The organism is Candidatus Gracilibacteria bacterium, assembly GCA_041658685.1.
In the GTDB taxonomy this organism is placed as follows: domain Bacteria; phylum Patescibacteriota; class Gracilibacteria; order UBA1369; family UBA12473; genus JBAZZS01.
Genome location: JBAZZS010000001.1, coordinates 406797 through 425517, shown reverse-complemented (window position 1 = coordinate 425517; position 18721 = coordinate 406797). Strand labels below are relative to the sequence as shown.

Annotated in this window: 14 protein-coding genes; 3 read left to right on the top strand and 11 right to left on the bottom strand. The window is 45.5% G+C overall.

The genetic code is table 25. The features are described from left to right. Positions 1 to 2 precede the first annotated feature (2 nt). From WC882_01640 to WC882_01630, 3 genes are read right to left on the bottom strand one after another with little or no spacing between them, the layout of a single operon-like run. The gene (locus WC882_01640) at positions 3 to 200 is read right to left on the bottom strand and encodes a hypothetical protein (GenBank protein ID MFA5842362.1); all 198 of its coding nucleotides are present in this window, start codon (positions 198 to 200) and stop codon (positions 3 to 5) included. Between the two features lie 21 nt (positions 201 to 221). Continuing rightward, positions 222 to 2792, bottom strand: a complete 2571-nt coding sequence (gene clpB / locus WC882_01635; GenBank protein ID MFA5842361.1) for an ATP-dependent chaperone ClpB — start codon at positions 2790 to 2792, stop codon at positions 222 to 224. Between the two features lie 50 nt (positions 2793 to 2842). Then, complete coding sequence (locus WC882_01630) at positions 2843 to 3970, bottom strand: hypothetical protein (GenBank protein MFA5842360.1); 1128 nt, start codon at positions 3968 to 3970, stop codon at positions 2843 to 2845. Positions 3971 to 4112: 142 nt separating this feature from the next. On the opposite strand from WC882_01630, the gene WC882_01625 reads away from it, so the two are divergent. Next, positions 4113 to 5306, top strand: a complete 1194-nt coding sequence (locus tag WC882_01625) for a phosphoglycerate kinase (GenBank protein MFA5842359.1) — start codon at positions 4113 to 4115, stop codon at positions 5304 to 5306. 2 nt (positions 5307 to 5308) lie between these two features. Then, on the top strand, positions 5309 to 5605 hold the full coding sequence (locus tag WC882_01620; protein ID MFA5842358.1) for a hypothetical protein: 297 nt from the start codon (positions 5309 to 5311) through the stop codon (positions 5603 to 5605). A 61-nt stretch (positions 5606 to 5666) separates the two neighbouring features. Here WC882_01620 and WC882_01615 read toward each other — a convergent pair whose 3' ends face one another. Continuing rightward, the gene (locus WC882_01615) at positions 5667 to 8285 is read right to left on the bottom strand and encodes a DUF87 domain-containing protein (protein MFA5842357.1); all 2619 of its coding nucleotides are present in this window, start codon (positions 8283 to 8285) and stop codon (positions 5667 to 5669) included. A 99-nt stretch (positions 8286 to 8384) separates the two neighbouring features. Between WC882_01615 and WC882_01610 the strand changes: the two genes are divergently transcribed. Then, on the top strand, positions 8385 to 11054 hold the full coding sequence (locus tag WC882_01610) for a PEP/pyruvate-binding domain-containing protein (GenBank protein ID MFA5842356.1): 2670 nt from the start codon (positions 8385 to 8387) through the stop codon (positions 11052 to 11054). Between the two features lie 121 nt (positions 11055 to 11175). Here WC882_01610 and WC882_01605 read toward each other — a convergent pair whose 3' ends face one another. From WC882_01605 to ileS, 7 genes are all read right to left on the bottom strand, one after another. Next, positions 11176 to 11598 (bottom strand): hypothetical protein, encoded by a 423-nt coding sequence (locus tag WC882_01605; GenBank protein MFA5842355.1) that lies wholly within the window; start codon positions 11596 to 11598, stop codon positions 11176 to 11178. Positions 11599 to 11602: 4 nt separating this feature from the next. After that, positions 11603 to 12250, bottom strand: coding sequence for a Holliday junction resolvase RuvX (gene ruvX / locus WC882_01600; protein MFA5842354.1), 648 nt, complete (start codon positions 12248 to 12250; stop codon positions 11603 to 11605). Positions 12251 to 12345: 95 nt separating this feature from the next. After that, positions 12346 to 12795, bottom strand: coding sequence for a 50S ribosomal protein L9 (gene rplI / locus WC882_01595; protein ID MFA5842353.1), 450 nt, complete (start codon positions 12793 to 12795; stop codon positions 12346 to 12348). A 33-nt stretch (positions 12796 to 12828) separates the two neighbouring features. Further along, positions 12829 to 14538, bottom strand: coding sequence for an ABC transporter substrate-binding protein (locus WC882_01590; GenBank protein MFA5842352.1), 1710 nt, complete (start codon positions 14536 to 14538; stop codon positions 12829 to 12831). Between the two features lie 10 nt (positions 14539 to 14548). Further along, the gene (gene secG, locus WC882_01585) at positions 14549 to 14764 is read right to left on the bottom strand and encodes a preprotein translocase subunit SecG (protein ID MFA5842351.1); all 216 of its coding nucleotides are present in this window, start codon (positions 14762 to 14764) and stop codon (positions 14549 to 14551) included. Positions 14765 to 14788: 24 nt separating this feature from the next. After that, positions 14789 to 15172: a phage holin family protein gene (locus WC882_01580; protein MFA5842350.1), complete on the bottom strand. Its 384-nt coding sequence runs from the start codon at positions 15170 to 15172 to the stop codon at positions 14789 to 14791. Between the two features lie 354 nt (positions 15173 to 15526). Further along, positions 15527 to 18637, bottom strand: a complete 3111-nt coding sequence (gene ileS, locus WC882_01575) for an isoleucine--tRNA ligase (protein MFA5842349.1) — start codon at positions 18635 to 18637, stop codon at positions 15527 to 15529. Positions 18638 to 18721: the final 84 nt, after the last annotated feature.

The window sequence follows — 18721 nt, the reverse complement described above, 5'->3', positions numbered from 1 at the left end:
AATTATTTTTGGATAAAAAACTGAATATTCCCGCAATTTAAACATCGACGAGCTTCTTTTTTCTTTACTCCAGTTATATTAAAAACTTTTTTTAAACCAACCACATTTTTAGGAATAAATTCTAGTTTTCCTCCTATCCAACCTTCTTCAAATTTTTCATGTTGGCAAATGGGACATTTATAAGGTTTTGGAAGAGGCATAAGTGTGATTTTAAAGAAGAATTAGCGCTTTTTCTCTATTATCACCTCATCGACTTTAAAATCAACCTTGATGGTGTCCCCTTCTTTGATTTTTCCCTCCACGATTTGGAGCGCGAGTTCGTCGAGAATCTTGTTTTGGATCACGCGTTTGAGGGGGCGGGCGCCAAAAGTTTTATCAAATCCGGTTGTTGCCAGCCACATTTTTGCCATTTTGGTGATCTCGAGTTTGATGCCTTTTTTGGCCAGGCGTTTGGCCACGAGTTCAATTTGGAGTCCTACGATTTCTGCGATTTCCGCTTCGGTGAGATGCTGGAAAATAATCGTGTCGTCGATGCGATTTAAAAATTCGGGACGGAAGGCTTTTTGAAGCGCTGCCATGAGTTGTTCTCGTTGTTTCTTTGCATCTTTGGCGTATTCCTCGATGATTTCGCTTCCAAAATTGCTGGTCATGATGATGACGGTGTTTTTAAAGTCAACGGTGCGGCCTTTGGCATCGGTGAGTCGGCCGTCGTCGAGGACTTGGAGCAAGATGTTGAATACATCGGGGTGCGCTTTTTCAATCTCATCGAATAAAATGACGTTGTACGGATGTCGGCGGACGGCTTCAGTGAGTTGGCCGCCTTCTTCGTAGCCCACGTAACCCGGAGGAGATCCGACCAAGCGCGCGACCGAGTGTTTTTCCAAGTATTCGCTCATGTCGATGCGAGTCATGGCATTTTCATTGTTGAAAAGAAATTCGGCAAGGCTCTTGGCGAGCTCGGTTTTCCCAACTCCTGTAGGCCCTAGAAAAAGAAATGACCCGATAGGCCTCCCCTCTTCTTGAATCCCGGCGCGACTGCGACGAATGGCGTTTGAGACGGCTTTGATGGCTTCTTTTTGGCCAATGACTCGATGCGCGAGGGCTTGCTCCATGTCTGAGAGTTTTTGGGTTTCTTGAGTGAGCATTTTCGAGACCGGAATTCCGGTCCAGCGGGCCACCACAGCGGCAATGTCTTCTTCCGTGATTTCTTCTTTGAGTAAGGATTGCCCGTCTTTTTGTGAATGTGCGAGTTTGGCGCGAACTTCTTTTTGTTGAGTTTCGAGTCCCGGAATTTCTCCGTATTGAATTTTGGCCACGCGCTCGAGATTGCCGGCGCGTTCGGCTTGTTTGGCTTCTTCTTTGAGTTCGTCGATTTTTTTGTCTGTGCTTTTGAGCGCATCGATGAGGTCTTTTTCTTTTTTCCATTGAAGTTCGAATCCCTTGTTTTGCTCTTTGAGCCCGGCGAGTTCTTTTTCAATGTCTTTGAGGCGTTTTTTGGAAGCGTCGTCTTTTTCTTGTTTTAAAGCTTCGCGTTCGATTTCGAGTTGACGAATCTGGCGCTGAAGGCGGTCGATTTCCGTGGGAAGGCTGTCGTTTTCGATGCGAAGCACGGAACAGGCCTCGTCCATGAGATCAATGGCTTTGTCCGGGAGGAATCGGTCTGCGATATAGCGGGAAGAAAGATTCACCGCAGCCACGAGGGCATTGTCGCGAATTTTGACGCCATGATGAATTTCATATTTTTCTTTGATGCCGCGAAGGATGGAAAGCGCGTCTTTTAGAGACGGTTCCTCCACCATGACAGGTTGGAATCGGCGTTCAAAAGCGGCGTCTTTTTCAACGTATTTTCGATATTCTTTGAGAGTTGTGGCGCCTACGGTGCGCAAACGGCCGCGGGCCAGGGCGGGCTTGAGAAGATTTCCGGCGTCCATGGATCCTTCTGCGGCTCCGGCGCCGATGATGGTGTGCAATTCGTCGATGAATAGGATGATTTCTCCATTTGAAGATTCGATTTCTTTGAGAAGCGCTTTGAGCCGATCCTCGAATTCACCGCGATATTTGGTGCCTGCGATGAGGGCGCCGAGATCAAGAGAAAGAATGCGCTTATTTTTGAGGCTTTCGGGAACGTCTTTGTCCACGATTTTCTTGGCAAGGCCTTCCACGATCGCAGTTTTTCCGGTGCCAGGCTCCCCTACCAAGACCGGGTTGTTTTTGGTGCGGCGGGAAAGAATTTGCATGACGCGTCGAATTTCCTCATCGCGACCGATGACCGGGTCGATTTTGCCTTGAGCTGCGAGTTTGGTGAAATCTTGCGTGTACTTTTCCAACACTTGATATTTTCCTTCGGGGTCTTGGTCTGTGACGCGCTGATTGCCACGCAGCTTGGAGAGTTCTTGGAGGACTTCTTCTTTGTTGAGGTCGAGAAGATTTTTGATCGTGGGTTGATCGATGAGGGCGAGAAAAAGATGCTCGGTGGAAATATATTCGTCCTTGAGGTGCCCGGCTTCGGTTTCGGCTTGGTCGAGGACTTTTTTCATCTCCGGGGTGATGTAGCCTTGCGAGCTGCCTTGAATTTGGGGACGTTTCGTGAGCTCGGCCTTGGCTTCTTTACTGATGACGTCTGGATCTTTTTCCATCTTTTCCAAAAGCGTGCGCACGAGTCCGCCTTTTTGCTCCACAAGAACAAGTAACAGGTGCAAGGGTTCGATGGCCTGATTCGACAGTTTGCCGGCGAGTTGTGCGGCGCCTTGGACCGCTTCCGCGGCCTTGGTGGTGTATTGGTTGAAGTCCATGGTAAAGGAGAGTTTATAAGGTCAAAACTAGCACTGACGATTATAGAGTGCTAAGCCTTAAATTGTCAATGGATTTCAGGGGATCAGACCCATTTTTCTCCTTTGAAAATTACGGTTCCTGCATCTTTAGCCTTTCCAATAAAAGTGGCTCCAAAATTTTCAGGACTGCAAATAATAGCTTGTCTAACGATTTTTTTATCAACGAGTCTCCAAGCAGCTCTAATTTTAGGTTCTGCTCCTGAGGTTACAGCCCCTGGGGTTTCTAGAATAGCTCCCATGTCCGCAGCTGCTATACGATGAATGGGGCCTGCCGCTTCCATCAACCTAGCACGCTCTTCTGCAGTGACTTTCATAGGACCGCCTGCTGCGTCAATCCCTTCTGCTACGATTGAAAAATTTCTTACTGTATATGGGTCTGACATAATTACACCAAAAGTGTCTGTTGGGATCTCTTTTTCAGCAAGTCCTCTGACAATTGCTTCTGCCGCATAGTCCTTATCAATTACAGCGGGATGAGGGGTAATTTCTCCATCTTCCTCTATTGTGACTGCAACCCCTCCGGTTCCTCCAGCGATAGCGAGTAATCCAGCGCGTATAACTGCTACAATTCCGTCTAAATTTTGAGGTAAGACTCCTAAAACCTTAGGAGATGCCACTATAATTCTTGGACCTTTTCCATCCTTAGTATCTTTGACGGTTTCTCCTAATTTTTCTAATATTTTTATTTCTTCTTCAGTCAATGTCCCGCCGATTGGTTTTACGGGTTTCATTGTATTTGGATCTACTAAAAAGTGCGTTGGGACTGTTTGAACCCCTGTTTTGTCTGCTCCGAAGCATCCCATTTCTCTTGCTATCATACTAGCTAATATCCGTTCCATGGTCATCCCAATGGAGGCGATAAGATCCATTGAGGCATAGTACAACGGAAGATTATGCATTCCGATTTTTAGACATTCTCGTACCCGTTTCAAAATTAAATCCGTTTGAGGTCCGCTTCCATGTGTCATGGTATTCCATGTAAAACCCTCTTGTACGGCCGCCCGTACAACTGTTAAAACTTGGCCAAAGACTTCTCTCATTGCCGCTTCTTGTACAGGGATGCTTTTATCTACTGCATTGGCTGGGAGCGTGGCGTGCCCTCCGATAGCAATCGATAATCCTTTCGGGGCTTGTCTCATATTTCACGAATTATAAAATAAAATTTCCTTTAGCCTATCCCCTCTCCCCGCTCAAATCAATTTTAAGGAGTTGCCTCTTGCTCAAAATGATTACGGTACAGTATTTTAAATTTGTCCTTTAGGATTTTTTAAATTTTTTCTTATGTTAAAAACCCTCCAACGCCTCTCTTCTAAATCTCTCAAAGCCAAGCGCGTCCTCGTCCGTGTTGATTTCAACGTTCCCCAAGATGAAAAAGGTCGCGTAACAGATGCGACTCGCCTCGAAGAATCACTTCCTACGATTCGGTTTTTAGTTAAAAACGGGGCGCGGGTGATTTTGATGTCGCATTTGGGGCGGCCGACTCCGGGGAAATTCGAGAAGGAATTCAAGCTCGATCCGATCGCCAAGGTGTTATCGAAATTGCTTAAAAAGCCGGTTAAAAAACTCGATGTCTGTATTGGAGATGAGGTTGAAAAAGCGATTGAAAAGATGAAAAACTGCGATGTTGTTTTATTGGAAAACACCCGTTTCTACGCTGGAGAAGAAAAAAATGACCCCAAATTTGCCAAGGCGCTCGCGAGTCTTGGGGATTTGTATGTGAATGATGCCTTTGGCACGGCGCATCGGGCGCACGCGTCCACAGCCGGAATTGCGGCATATTTGCCTGCGTATGCCGGACTTCTCCTCGGAAAAGAGATCAAGGCCCTTTCCCCTCTTCTCAAAAAGACGGCACGTCCGCTGGTTATGATTGTTGGCGGTGCCAAAATCGATACTAAGATCGGGATTTTGAAAAATTTTATTAAAAAAGCGGATACGTTTTTGATTGGGGGCGGGTTGGCGAATACCTTTTTATTGGCTGAAGGATTTGATGTGGCGCAATCGTTGTGTGAAAAAAATAAGGTCGAGGTTGCGCGTGAAATTATGTTGGCTTCTGAGAAAAAACGGAATCAAATCATGCTTCCGCAGGATGTGGTGGTGGCGTCTGAGATCAGTGATAAGGCTGCAACGCTCGATATTCCGGTGGAGGATGTGGAAGGCGATATGAAAATTCTCGACCTTGGGAAAAAAGCGCTTGCCGCTTATGTTGAGGTGATTAAAAAGGCAAAAACCATTATTTGGAATGGGCCGGTGGGACTTTACGAAAAGAAACCGTTTGAACGAGGTACGCGGGTGATTGCTAAGGCGGTGGCAATCTCTAAGGCCAAGACGATTTTAGGTGGCGGCGACACCATCGATGCCATTAAAAAATTCGGCTTCAAGTTTTCTAAATTCGATCATGTGTCGACCGGTGGCGGCGCCATGTTGGAATTTTTGGAAGGGAAAGAATTACCCGGGATTGCAATCCTTAAAAAATAAGTATGAAAAAAACGATTATCAATGGTTTGGTTTTCCTTGTTGTTGGGATGATTTTTAGAAGTAGTTCCCTTCCGATTTTTATCAGTTATAGTTTTTGGGAAGAATGGGGCGATGATTTTTCCAGAGGCGGTTACGAATGGGGTTTGATGAATTTTAAAGAGGCTCTTATTTTCACTCCCAATCTATGGGTTGATGTCGCGAATTGGGTTTTGCTTGCGGTTTATAGCGTATTGTTGACCTTGATTTTATTAAAAATGGTTCAATTTTCCAAAAGGCTTATCGTGCGGTGTCGAAGATAATGAGCCGCCGAATACGCAGGCGTATCTTAGGTGGCTTGGATCTTTTTCAAGATAGCCTTTATTATTTTCTTCTTTGTTCTTTTTGCGGTGGCTTTCCAATTTGCCGTACCTCTTTTCCTTCTCCCAGTTTGTCTCCCGTATTTTGACTCCAGCGTTTGATTTTGTCTTCTACGAGTTCTCGGGGTTTGCTGTAGCGTTCTCGTGATAATTTGATTACTTTTTCTCGTCGTCCGGGCTCGATCTCGAGGCTTTCCGCAGGCGGAGGCAAGGTGTCGGCTGAGAAGGGCACACTGGGCATCCCATCCACCAATAACCGCGTGTAAATCGTGTATTTATTCAAATTGACGAGGTCGTTGGGCATGACCACTTCTCCGAATTGCTGAGAAATGTATTCGGCGTCGTCAAACCCAACTTGAAATGAGATCGTGGTTCCCACGTTTCCGAATACGGCATCTCTCACCTCTTCCGGCATTTGCGCGATGTACTGATTGGCCATGGTGAGGTTGAGGCGATATTTGCGGGCCTCGGATAAGATGGTGGCAAACGATTCAGTGGCAAAGTTTTGAAATTCATCAACATAAAGGTAAAAATCTTGGCGTTCGTTTTCCGCTACATTGGCGCGACTCATGGCATCGAGCTGGAATTTGGTGATGAGCATGGCGCCGAGCAAGGACGAGTTGTCTTCTCCGATTTTTCCTTTTGAAAGATTCACAATCACGATTTTTTTCTTATCCATACAAAAACGCAGGTCAATGGTGCTCTTGGTTTGTCCCACAATGTTACGAATGATGGGGCTCGATAAGAATTGCCCGACTTTGTTCAAGATCGGAGAAATCGCTTCCACGCGCATTTTTTCACTCATTTTGTCGAATTCTCCATCCCAAAATCCGCGCACCACCGGATCCTCGATTTTGCTGACTACCCGACGGCGATACCCTTCATCTTGAAGTACACGAATGATGCCGAGCATGCTGGTGTCCGGATAATTGAGGAGCGATAGGATTGTGTTGCGTAAAATATGTTCAAGACGCGGACCCCAACTTTCGGCGTAAATTTTCTTAAAAATTCCAACCAAACCTGAACAAATAATGGTGTTGAAGGCCGGATCCGGGCTTTCCATCATATTGAAGGACACTGGAAATTCGCGATCTGCAGGGTCAAAAAGAACGACATCGTTGGTGCGATGAGGAGGCACAAAATCAATCACTTTTTCCGCCAAATCGCCATGAGGGTCAATGACCGCAATGCCTCGGCCGGCTTGAATATCGGAAAAAATCATGTTTTCCAAAAGCGTTGTTTTTCCCATACCGGTTTTTCCAATGATGTACATGTGGCGGCGACGGTCCGGGTCGCATTTGATGCCAAAAACATCGTGCATGCCGCGATAATTGGTTTTCCCTAAAAGCGTCAAATTGCTTTCGGGAATCGTGTCCGGAGAGGGCAAGTCGCTTGGCGCTTCAATTTTGCGCGATTTAACCCAGTCAATGTTGGGGGTTTGCACCACAATGGTTGGAAAATGATAAATCGTGGCGAGTTCTTCTACGTTGAGAATTCCGCATTCCTTAGTTAAAGTTCGATTTTTGAATTTTTTCATAAGCTCACTCCCCTTTTCGATTTTTTCCATTTCGAGCTCGTTGAGGAGTGGGATGTTGAATTGCTTGAAACTACCGGCAATTTTTTTGATTTTAAATTCCGCACTCACTCGATCGTCATGGGCCGGGAGATAGGCCACGCGCAAATCAACTTCATACATGAGTTTGTTGATTTTATCCGCAGTGGCGTCCACCTTATTTTCTCGATCGTGCTGTTTGGACATGGTTTCATCCAAAAGGTCGCCATCGTCCTCCTCTTCTCCGGTGGGGCTCATTAAGCTGGGCCGGTGCTTAAATCCCACGGTTTTTCGTCGGAGCCAAATGTAGCAAGTTAAAGGGAAAAATACGACCCTCGGCCACACTTTTCGGGTGCAGGAAAAATTTAAAAAGGCGTCTTCGAAAAACTCAATGCTGCCAAAAACGCCTTTGGAAAAAATACGTAGTACTTCCACGAATTTGACTCGCCATTTGTCATCGAGGGGCACCATGACCAATTGAATCCAGGCTTCATCCTTGGGATTGCTGAGACGCGATAAGCTGGATGTGATTCCGGCGATGGGGTCTGCAGAGATGCGGGTGAGTCGATCTTCGAATTGCGGGTAGCGCTTGATCGGAATGATGGCCGGACCGGTGAGGCGGATTTCTGCGCCATAAATGGGTCGATCTTGTTTGACGGTTTTAAAATCTTTGCCTTTGCGAAGAGATTCGGCTTTTGAGGCGGTGGTGAGCGCTTTTTTCCCTTGTACGGGTTGGGGTTTCCCCATTTCGAGTGGCTCGATTTTATCTTGGATGTAATCATCTTCTTCAAAAATCTCGACATTGGGATAATGCGCGTAAATTTGCCCTTCCACGAGGTTTCTGTAATGCGTCGGACAGGTTACGATGAACTTGATGTGGCGCTTTTGATGGATGATCTCAAGGCTGATGCTCCCCCCTCGAACTCCAAAAAGACGCTTGTACCAAGCCTGCTCCTCATGGATGGAATGAAGTGCGAGAAAAATCTGCTCCGCCATGATCGGACCGGGGCCTGGTTCGATTTCTTTTGGGACTTTGATCGACAATATCGTGCGGGATGGAGGGATTTTCATAGTTATATTTTATCATAAAATAAGGTATTAGTCGATTCTTGTAATTATTTTTGACAAAAAGTGTTTTTCCTATAAAATTCCCTTCCTGTAATAAAATATATGACAATGAATGCCTCAACAGATCGTAGTTTTGTAACAGACCACTTGCCTTCGCAGGAAGCACTGACTCAAGCAGGGCTGAATGAGTCCTCTGTATTTATTTTTGCGGGACAACTTGAAGCTATCGGGGCTAAAGATCCCGGGCAGATTGCACGTGCTTTGCGTCGGATCGTTTATAGAGAGGGGCTTGCCAAAGGCTATGATGAAATTCAATCCGATTCTGTCGGACAGGCCATATGGGACCAACATGTTGTTGAAGGTTGGGAACATCCTATGGAACGAGAAAATCAGGAAGAATGGGAGAGCCGCGTACGAAAATGGCGTACTTATTTTGCGTTAAAAGCTTTAGTTTCTTTAGAAAAAAGCAAAACGGATCTTGTTTTAGGTGATATCAATGCTCGGTTTCGATCCGGCCCCAACCCGGGGAGGATCGCGCAATTGTGTTTTGATGCGCAAGGGCACCCTTCTAATAAGATAAGAATTGATAGAAATTCTCCTTTGGATCTTTTGTTGGATGTGATTGATTTTACGGACAACGGGAAACATGAAGCATTTGAGCATGATTTTTCGTTTGATGCGGAGACTATGATTGAATTACGTGGGATCGCTCATGAAGCGTTGATTAATCGGCTTATTAGCAGTAATCCTCGTTTTATTGAAGATGCGATGAAGTTTCTTACTTATAAAGATTATGAAGAAGTCCTTAGGGCTTTTTCCGTGGGATTGGACGAGGGGCACGCAGGGCGTAAGGCGGCGAATCAAATTGTTTTGGACCCGGTTTTAAGAACAAAAACGCCTGAGTTTGACCAAGCGTTTGTTGACAGACTTGGAATTAAGAATTTTTCGGTTCAAAAATTATATGCTCTCTTGCAAGATGTTTTAAAGCCCAATGAACGTCGACTGATCGGATCGGATCTTCTTTTGCAATTACTTCATTCAAATCCTTCCCTTGGAGATTTATCTCGGCGAAAATATCGACCCAAACAATCTTCAGAGGTTGAAGCTGTGGAATTTAAATTTTTAAGGGAAAAAATGAATGCCGCTCAATTTCCCAAACATATTGAACGCCAACTTAAGGATCTTTGGTTGGATATTAGAAAGACATGGGGAGATCGACCTTTTATTGTACGGTCCAGCTCTGAGCTTGAGGATCAGCACGGCGCTTCTTTTGCAGGGATGTACGACAGTGATGTTTGTTTACCTGATGATTTTGAGGGATTTGTTCGTTCGATTAAAAAAGTATATGGCTCTGTTTTCAGCCCAAAGGTTATGAAATATCGAGAAGAGCATGGTTTATTGTGTGCGGATGAACAGATGGGGCTTTTGGTTCAACCTATGTACGGGAGATGGTATGGAGATTATTTCATCCCGGATTTTTCCGGAGTGGCACTTTCCGATGCGCCTCAATCGCATGGACCTGATCCAGAAAAGGGCAGTATGACCATTGCCACCGGGTTAGGGGAAATGGTCGTCACCTTTGGAGGACGTATTGTTTTATTTGATGAGCCGAGTAAAAATCCGGTCAAAAAGGATGACAAGCATGGAACTCATGCTCAACAGGAGATTTATGTTGTTCACCGAACAAGGGGGGTGGAGAAAATTTCCATGGAACAATTCTTGCAAGAGAGTAGGTTTATGGGTTCTCGGGAAACGGGTTCTCCTAAAGATATTTTTTCAAAAAGAGAGGGGGGGGGTGAAGTGGCTTCCTTCGTACTGACTACAGAGCAAGATGTTTGGGCTACGTTTGATCCTATGATGAAATTTAAAAAACAAGCCCCTTTCCCATTGATTATTCGATATTTTGTCGAAAAACTTAAACATTGCTTGGGTTGGGAAGATGTGGATGTTGAATTTATTGGGGAGAAGAGCAAGGGGCAAGGAGGAGGCGCGGAAGGGTCTTATAGTGTTCGTATTGTCCAAGCTCGTCCTCAAAATGTTGCTCCAAATCTTAAGCCCGCCGAGATGCCAAAGGAGGTGCCTGCCGAGGATGTTTTATTTAAAACTAAAAACAGCTTAAGCAGTGGACACATTGAGGATGTTTCTTATGCGCTTTATATTGATCCTGATGTTTATGGGGAAGAGGATGAGTCAACGGCTTCAGGTAAATTGGATGCAGATCAATTGCAAGAACTTCGTTCTTGGATCGCAAAAATCAATACGGCTATCCATGAGCAAGGCGAAAAGGCGAAATATATCGTTCTCACTCCGGGGCGATGGGGTGATAATCAGGGGAGCAAGGTTGGAATCCCTGTCTTATCGCAAGATTATGGGAGTGCTTGTGCTATTATTGAAATGGTAGGGACGGGCCATTGGAAAAATGTTCCTCCTTCTGCGGGGACGCATGATTTTCAATTGATTCGAGAAAAAGGAATTTTGACCGCAGCTGCACATCTCGGGAGTGAACCTGATTCTGTAAATAGGGATCGATTTAATGATGCCCCTTCTTGCCTTGAAGAGTTATTGGCTGATGCAGGGCTATTGTCTGAGGGAGCAATCATCCCTGAACATATCAAGAGGTGGCTTCGTGTGATTAAGGCGGATGATTTGGGAGAGAAAGGACAATCTTGGGGCTTCAATATGGCCATGAACAATCGAACGAAAAAAGGGGCTGGACGAAGCGCAGGTTTGTATTTGGCTCCAAAAGGAACATTGGCCCCGGTCTTGTTATAGCTTGATTTTATTGGATGCTTGGGGTATAAAAAGACCCCTTATTAAGGTTTTAATCTATCTCTCTATGAAGACTGAGTATGTACAAGAATGTCTAGCTAATAGTCAATCTGCTGAAATAGAATTAAGGCAAGCTTTGCAATCTGTTTTTGACATCAATGCATTCGTAACAAAATTCGGATTGATGGCAGTAGTGAACGTCGACGCAGTTTTTGGCTTTTTTCACCCCATAGCCGTAATAACAATCCTCGGCAAATGTGGCGTGGAAAATAAGATAACAATTTTTTTCTTGGCCTGCGTGATGCGTGTATTCGCTGTTGATGTTGCTGATGTCGGTTGAAACGCAAGAATGAGGAACTGAGAGCTCCAATTCGTGCAATTGTTCAAAAAAAGAACGATTCCAGTCAATTTCTCGGCCGTAGTTGAGCGCACTCCATTTGTCGCTCCACCAACACTCCACGCATAAGGTTGGGCGCGGGTTGTCTTGGCCAAATTGGGCGATGATGTTTTTTTTGCACAATTGGCATGTATTGGGGTACAGATACATTTCATTACACCATGCCATTCGTCTCATTTCTCGGCAAAGAGGGCACCAGGTGGGCTCCGGGACGTCTGTTTTTTGATAATAAGCCACATCTTCTTCGGTGAGGTGAAAAGATTGGCCGCAGTTGAGGCAGGGTTTGAGGGGCATGGCAGAGAAAGATTGATATAAAAAGTGTGCCCGGGCAGACTCTTTGCTTCGATTTTTGGCTTAAATAAGCCATTTTGATTTTTGAGTACATGAAAAGTCACTTCGCTGCGCTTCGTGACTTGTCCAACCACGTCTGCAGAATAATCTGGGCCGCCACCGAGTCGTCCCCCCCGGTTTTTTCAGCTTGGATCGTGGTGAGGCGCTCATCGAGAACTTCAATTGGGATAGTGAGCGCTCCTTTTAATACATTCAAAAACCGTTCGGTTTTACGGGTTTGATCCGTGACTTCACTTTGGAGGCTGAGGGGCCAGCCGAGAATGATGCGTTCGATGGGGTCGGATTCGATTAGTTTTTTTAGTTCAGCCAAAACCGCTTCATCCCCGCGGTTGGATAAAACTATACGTGGAAAAGCCACGGTTTTCCCGGGGTCTGAAATCGCCACCCCGATTCGCTTGTCGCCATAATCGAGGCCTAAAATGCGGGCACCGGTGGATAATACTTGAGCCAATAGAAGGTTTAATTAACTTATTCGTTGTGCGACGCGCTGTATGGTTCGAGAGCCTCACCATGACAGCGCTAACATTCAGCTCAGGGTGACAAATGTTACTTATCAGTCTCCACCGCCACTTTAAACGCAGCAGTTGCGCTTTCCGTAAGGGCTACCGTGACGTCGAATTCCCCTACCGCTTTGATAGGTTCAGCCACCTTGATACACCCTTTTTCGAGTTCGATCTTAAGGTGTTTTTCAAGTTCGTGTTGAATTTGTTGTTCAGTCACCCCGGCGTAAAGCTTGCCTTTGGCTGTGGCTTTTCGTTTAAAGGTGATAATGAGTTTTTCAATTTTTTTCACGAATTCCTCGATCTTTTCGAGCATTTCGGCTTTTCGCTTTATCATTTGCTTTTTCTTTTCATCCAATTGTTTTTGGAGTTTGGGCGTAATGCGAAGGGCCTTGCCTCGAGGCGCTAAAAAATTCATGTAATACCCGCTTTTAACGGATTTGATTTCACCTTTTCGTCCCAAGTTGGGAACATCTTTGACTAAAACGACTTCCATGGAAAAATGAGCTTTAAATAATAATAATTTACCTTACGGTTGAACGGTCCACTGCAGTATATTTGAGAAACGGTCTTGAGGGAAGAGAAGATTTTCGGTGTAAATATTTTGTAAACGTTCGTCCGCTAAAAAATAATAGGTGGGACGATAAAGAAATACCGCGGGCACGTCGTTGTTGATGATTTCTCCGAGTTTTCGGAGGTACTCTGTTTTTTGTTCCGATTCATCGTCAAAGGTGCTGCGAATGGCTTGAATATAAAAATCAGCCTTGGCATTGCCGTAATTGGAAAGATTTAACCCATCTCCAACTTGACTGGAGTGCCAGAATGAATACGTGTCGAGGTTGTAACCCAGATTTTGTCCGTACAATAATAAATCGTAATCGCGATTCTTTACTTTTTCTTGAAAAGGGGCGATATCGTACGCCTCAACCGTGACGGTTACGCCTATCGCTTCCAATTGTGAGGCAATCATATCGGCGGTGGTTTTGGCGACTTTTTCTTGTTCAAGATCCGAGTAAGAACGTCTTACCAATGTGAACGCCAAAATTTGATCTCCGTCTTCATTGATGCGAACGCCTCTTGTTTCATCCAATGGCCATCCGGCTTCAAAAAAAGCCCCGGCCGCTTCTTCGGTGTTGGGTTGATTGATCCAATCTTCTTGGGAGAGCTCTAGGAGGGGGGTATCCACAATATAATCGTATCCAATGGCATCCACAATAGCTTTTTTATCAATGGATTTTTGAATGCCGATACGGATTTTTTCTTTCACCAATTCTTCGTCATCGGTCTGAAGAAATAAGGCCGTATATTGAGGAAGCGCATACGCATTTTGAATGAATCGGTCTTGTTTCACTTCTTCGATTCGATAATTGGGAACCCGTGCAATTCCATGTAATTTTCCGCGATTTTTAATAAGGTCTTCATACGTGGGATAGGCGGTGAAATTGATTTCCGTAATCTCGGGAGAATCGTTTTTCCAATAATTTTCATAATATTCGAGAGAAATACCGGTGATTCCATCCGTGGATCGATCGTAGGCATCAGTGACTCGATATGGGCCGTTTCCAATGGGTTTTTGATTGAAATCATTGCTATCCAATTCACTCACCGGGACATCGGCCAACAAATGTTGGGGAAGGATCCCAACCGTGAGTTGCGTGAAAAAGAAAGAATTGACTTCTTTTAAGGTCATTTTGATTGTTTTTTCATCGATTTTTTCCACAGTGACTCCGGAGAAACTTTCTTTTAAAATCGGGTTTTCAAAATCCGGATTTTGGATGACATCATGATACGTGAAATAGACATCGTCCGCCGTGACCGGAGTACCGTCATGCCAAGTCAGTCCGTCTTTTAACGTAAACGTATAAATGGATTGGGTGTCATCGAGTGTGTGGGTGGCCATGTTTTCCACAAATTTTTTCTGCTGAGGATCGTATTTGGTGAGCCCCTCAAAGATAAGACTCGTGATGTCTTGATCCACTTCATTCAATTCCGTGTATACCGGGTTGAGGCGAATGATTTCTCCCACCATGCCTTCATTATAATTGTGGCCGCCCGTGATGACGCTGGTGATGCTACGGCCCCAATCCCCTGCCAGCAATTGCCAGCCGGAAAAGAGCATCACGATTGCCAAAACAATTGAAACAATGCGTTCTTTTCGAGAATAAAATTTAAAAGTTCGATTGATTATCGAAAACTCTCGACTTTTTTTTCGGGAGGACTTCCTGTTTAAAGGGTGCACGTTGTGATGATTAAAGGACAGAGGCGAAAAAAGATAAAATCAAGAAGGCAATCAAGGTAATGATTGTCATCATGGCAATGACTTTTTCAGCTCCGCGTTTGGTGGCGTAAAAACCTCCGCTTCCTCCAAAGGTGGCGGAAAGGCCATTTCCCCGAGATTGAATCAAAATAAGAAAGGAGAGGAAAAGGGCGCTGGCGATTTGAAGAATTTTGATCACTTCGATCATGGGAAGATTTTTTAGAAAATAGTTTTAACGGGAACGTTTGAAGAGCCAATGCTCAAACCAGTTCACGAGGCCGAAAATGACGGCTACGAGGATGAAGTTTAAGACTCCTTGGATCTGAAAGTCAATGTTAGAAAAGTCCAAGACCTCTAAAGCTTTGTCTGTGAACCATATAATGAGGGCGTTGATCACGATTAAGAAGAATCCGGCGCTTACGAAAATAAGAGGTAAAGAGAGGAATTTGAGGATGGGTTTTACGAAGACATTGAGAAATCCGATGATAGCGCCTGCGACCACAAAAAAGAGCCAACCGCCGGTGTAATTCACTTCTTCCAAAAGTTCGACGGCCACGTAAAGGGCGCCCATATTGAAGGCGATGGAAAATCCGAGTTTTTTGAGAGTGCGTTGCATGAGGATAGTATAAAGAATAAAAGCTTTTTTACAAGATTTTTGGGAAGGTGGAAATATTTTCTCGAATATGCCCATCAAATCGTTCGCGCTAACATGTACGCGCTTCACGACAAATTGGGGATCATGATCCCCAATTTGGATGGGAAATATTCTCAAAAACATCCCCACCTTCCCTATTTGTAAACTTGTATTCATAAAAAGAAGAGGCTGTGGTGTTCTTTTGGACAATTCCGGAGCGCCAATCGGCTTGGTTTTCGCAAAGCGAAACGATTGGCGCGAGGCATAGCGAACGATCGCCGCAGGAGCGATCGGATCGCGGTGGCCAAAAGAATGCCACGGTCCTCTTCCCTATTTTTATCGTTTGACTCTTACCTCTGTCGTCTTCCCGTTTTCCCATTCTACAAGTTTGGTTTTATCGGGCTTGGGCAATGGTTTTAAGGAAAGATTATTGGCCAAGGTTTCGGTGGAGATGTATTTTTTGAATTCTTCCACCGCTTCTTTGATCTCATCCACGGCTTCGATCGACACTTCAATGCGGTCGTCCACCTTGTAATCCGCTTCTTTTCGTAAATCTTGGATGGTGCGGATCAGGTCACGAGCAATCCCTTCTCGTTTGAGGCTTGGCGTGAAGGTGGTGTCGAGCGCCACGATGATGCCGTGGTCGCTTTCCACATCCATGCCTGCTTTGCTTTCATAGCCCATGTTGAATTCTTCAGGCGTGAGTTCGAAGGAATCGATTTTGACATTGCCGTTTTCGAGAAGTTCAAAATTGCCGGCTTTGGCTTCTTTGAGGATGAATTGGACGTCTTTTCCGAATTTGGGACCCAAAATTTTTGGATTGGGGTGAACCACGGCTTTGGCAATGGAGCTGGGATCGTCGGTGATTTCTATCTTTTTTACATTCAATTCCTCGCGCAAAACCTCAAGTTGATCGTCTTTTAAAAATTTGCGTAAATGATCCGGGAGCCCAACTTGAACACGACTCAAGGGTTGGCGATTTTTGATCTTGGCACGACCGCGGGCCGCATTTCCGAGTTTGGCGATTTGAATCGCGAGCTCGATTTCTTGATTGAGCTTTTTGTCGATCATGGCGGCTTGGAATTTGGGCCAGTCGGTAAGGTGAACCGACTCCCCTCCCACGAGATTGCGGTACATGGCTTCACTGAGAAGCGGCATGACCGGGGCCATGATTTGACTCAAGGTTGCGAGCACGGTGTATAAGGTTTGGTAGCCTTCTTTTTTATCCTGGTCGTTCTCGTTTTTCCAGAAACGACGGCGGGAACGGCGGATGTACCAATTGGTGAGGTTGTCTGAGAACTGATACAACGGCCGAGTGGCTTGGAGATTGTAGCCATCCATTTCTTCGGTGACTTCTTTTAAGAGCGCGTGAAGTTCGGAAAGAATCCAGCGATCGAGTTTGTTTTTAGGCTTTTTGATTGCGCCTTTCGCGGGTTTCCATTTATCAATATTGGAATACGTGACCAAAAAGCTGTACGCATTCCAGATCGGCAAAATGACGTTTTTGACCACGTTTTCAACGCCTTTTTCAGAGAAGCAAAGGGGTTCGGCTTTGACGGCCGGCGAATTCATCAAGTAAAAACGTAAGGCATCAGCGCCGTATTTATCTAAAATGATGCCGGGTTCCGGATAATTCTTGAGGCGTTTGCTCATTTTTTTGCCGTCTTCGGCGAGAATGAGGCCGTTTACGATGACGTTTTTGAACGGCGCTTTTCCGAACAACGCAACTCCGAGCACCACCAACGTGTAAAACCACCCGCGGGTTTGATCGAGGCCTTCGGCAATGAATTCGGCAGGGAAATTTTTCTCAAATTTGGATTTGCCCTCGAACGGATAATGGCTTTGCGCGTAGGGCATGGAGCCGGATTCAAACCAGCAATCGAACACGTCCGGGATGCGGCGATAGAGTTTGCCTTTTTCCTTGAACGTGAGTTTGTCGATTTTGTGCTTGTGAAGATCCGCGACCTTTTTTCCGGTTCGTTTTTCAAGGTCTTTGATGCTTGAAATACAGATGAAATCCTTGCCATCCTCAGAAGCCCAGATTGGGAGTGGCGTGCCCCAGAAACGATTGCGTGACACGCACCAATCGCGAGCGTTTTCGAGCCAATCGCCAAAGCGTTTGGTGCCCACATATTCGGGGACCCAATGGATTTTTTTATTGGCGGAGATCATTTGTTTTTTGATTTGCTCAACTTTTACAAACCAACTGCTCGTGGCGTAGTTGAGCAATGGGCTTTCACAGCGCCAGCAATGAGGGTACGAGTGGCGATAATTTTCGCGCTTGAAAAGGAGGCCTCGTTTCTCGAGGTCTGCGGCAATGTTTTGTTCTTGGGTTTTAACGAATTTGCCGGCCCAGGGTTTCACTTCTTTTGTGAAATTTCCGTCCATGCCCACGTGAACGATGATGGGCAATCCCGCTTTTTCACAAAACTTCATATCATCTTCTCCAAATCCTCCGGCGGTGTGGACCACGCCGGTCCCCTCTTCAGTGGCCACAAAATCCGCGTGATGCACGTGCCACCATTTTTCAGCACCTTCTCGGTCATCTTTTTTATAAAAATCGAAAAGCGGTTCGTAAGAAAGTCCGACCAAAGATTTGCCTTTTATGGTTTCTTTGAGCGCGTATTTTTCTTTTTCCTCGGGTTTCAAATTGCTGAAATAAACCTTGGACATGATGTATTGATTGTGGGTTTCTTTCTCCTCAAAAACGCCGTAATCGATGGTGTTGCCCACGGCAAGCGCCATGTTGCCCGGAAGGGTCCAAGGGGTGGTGGTCCAAGCCAAAATGTAGGTGTTTTTTCGTTCTTTAACCTTAAATTTAGCGGTCACGGAAAGATCGGTGACGTCTTTGTACCCAAGCGTGACTTCAAAATTGGAAAGCGGGGTCACGCAACGCGGACAGATGTGCATGGCTTTGTGGCCTTGATACACGAGTTTTTTCTTCCACAATTCACCAAAAACCCACCAAATGGACTCCATAAAAGTTGGGTCCATGGTTTTGTAATCGTTTTTAAAGTCGACCCAGCGTGCGGTGCGGTTCACGGTTTCTTCCCATTCTTTGGTGTAGCGAAGTACGATGCTGCGGCATTTTTCACAAAATTCAGATACGCCGTATTTGTCTTCAATGTCTTTGCGGCCGGAAAGGCCGAGTTCTTTTTCAACCTCATATTCGACCGGAAGGCCGTGGCAATCCCATCCAAATCGGCGTTCCACGCGTTTGCCGCGCATGGCCCAGTAACGCGGGACCACGTCTTTCATGGTGCCGGCGAGAAGGTGACCGTAATGCGGGAGGCCGGTGGCGAACGGAGGGCCATCGTAAAAAATGTATTCTTTGCTGGCGGGACGTTGGCTCACGGATTTTTCAAAGGTTTTTTTTGATTTCCAATAGCGAAGCGTTTCAGCTTCGAGCTGAGGAAAGTTTTGTTTGGGGTCTACAGGTTTGAACATGGTATTTTTTTAACAAATAAAAAGGCCCTTTTCCCAAGGACCCTTGCGGGTGGTACCACCTTGATTCTCGGAGATCCGAGCGCT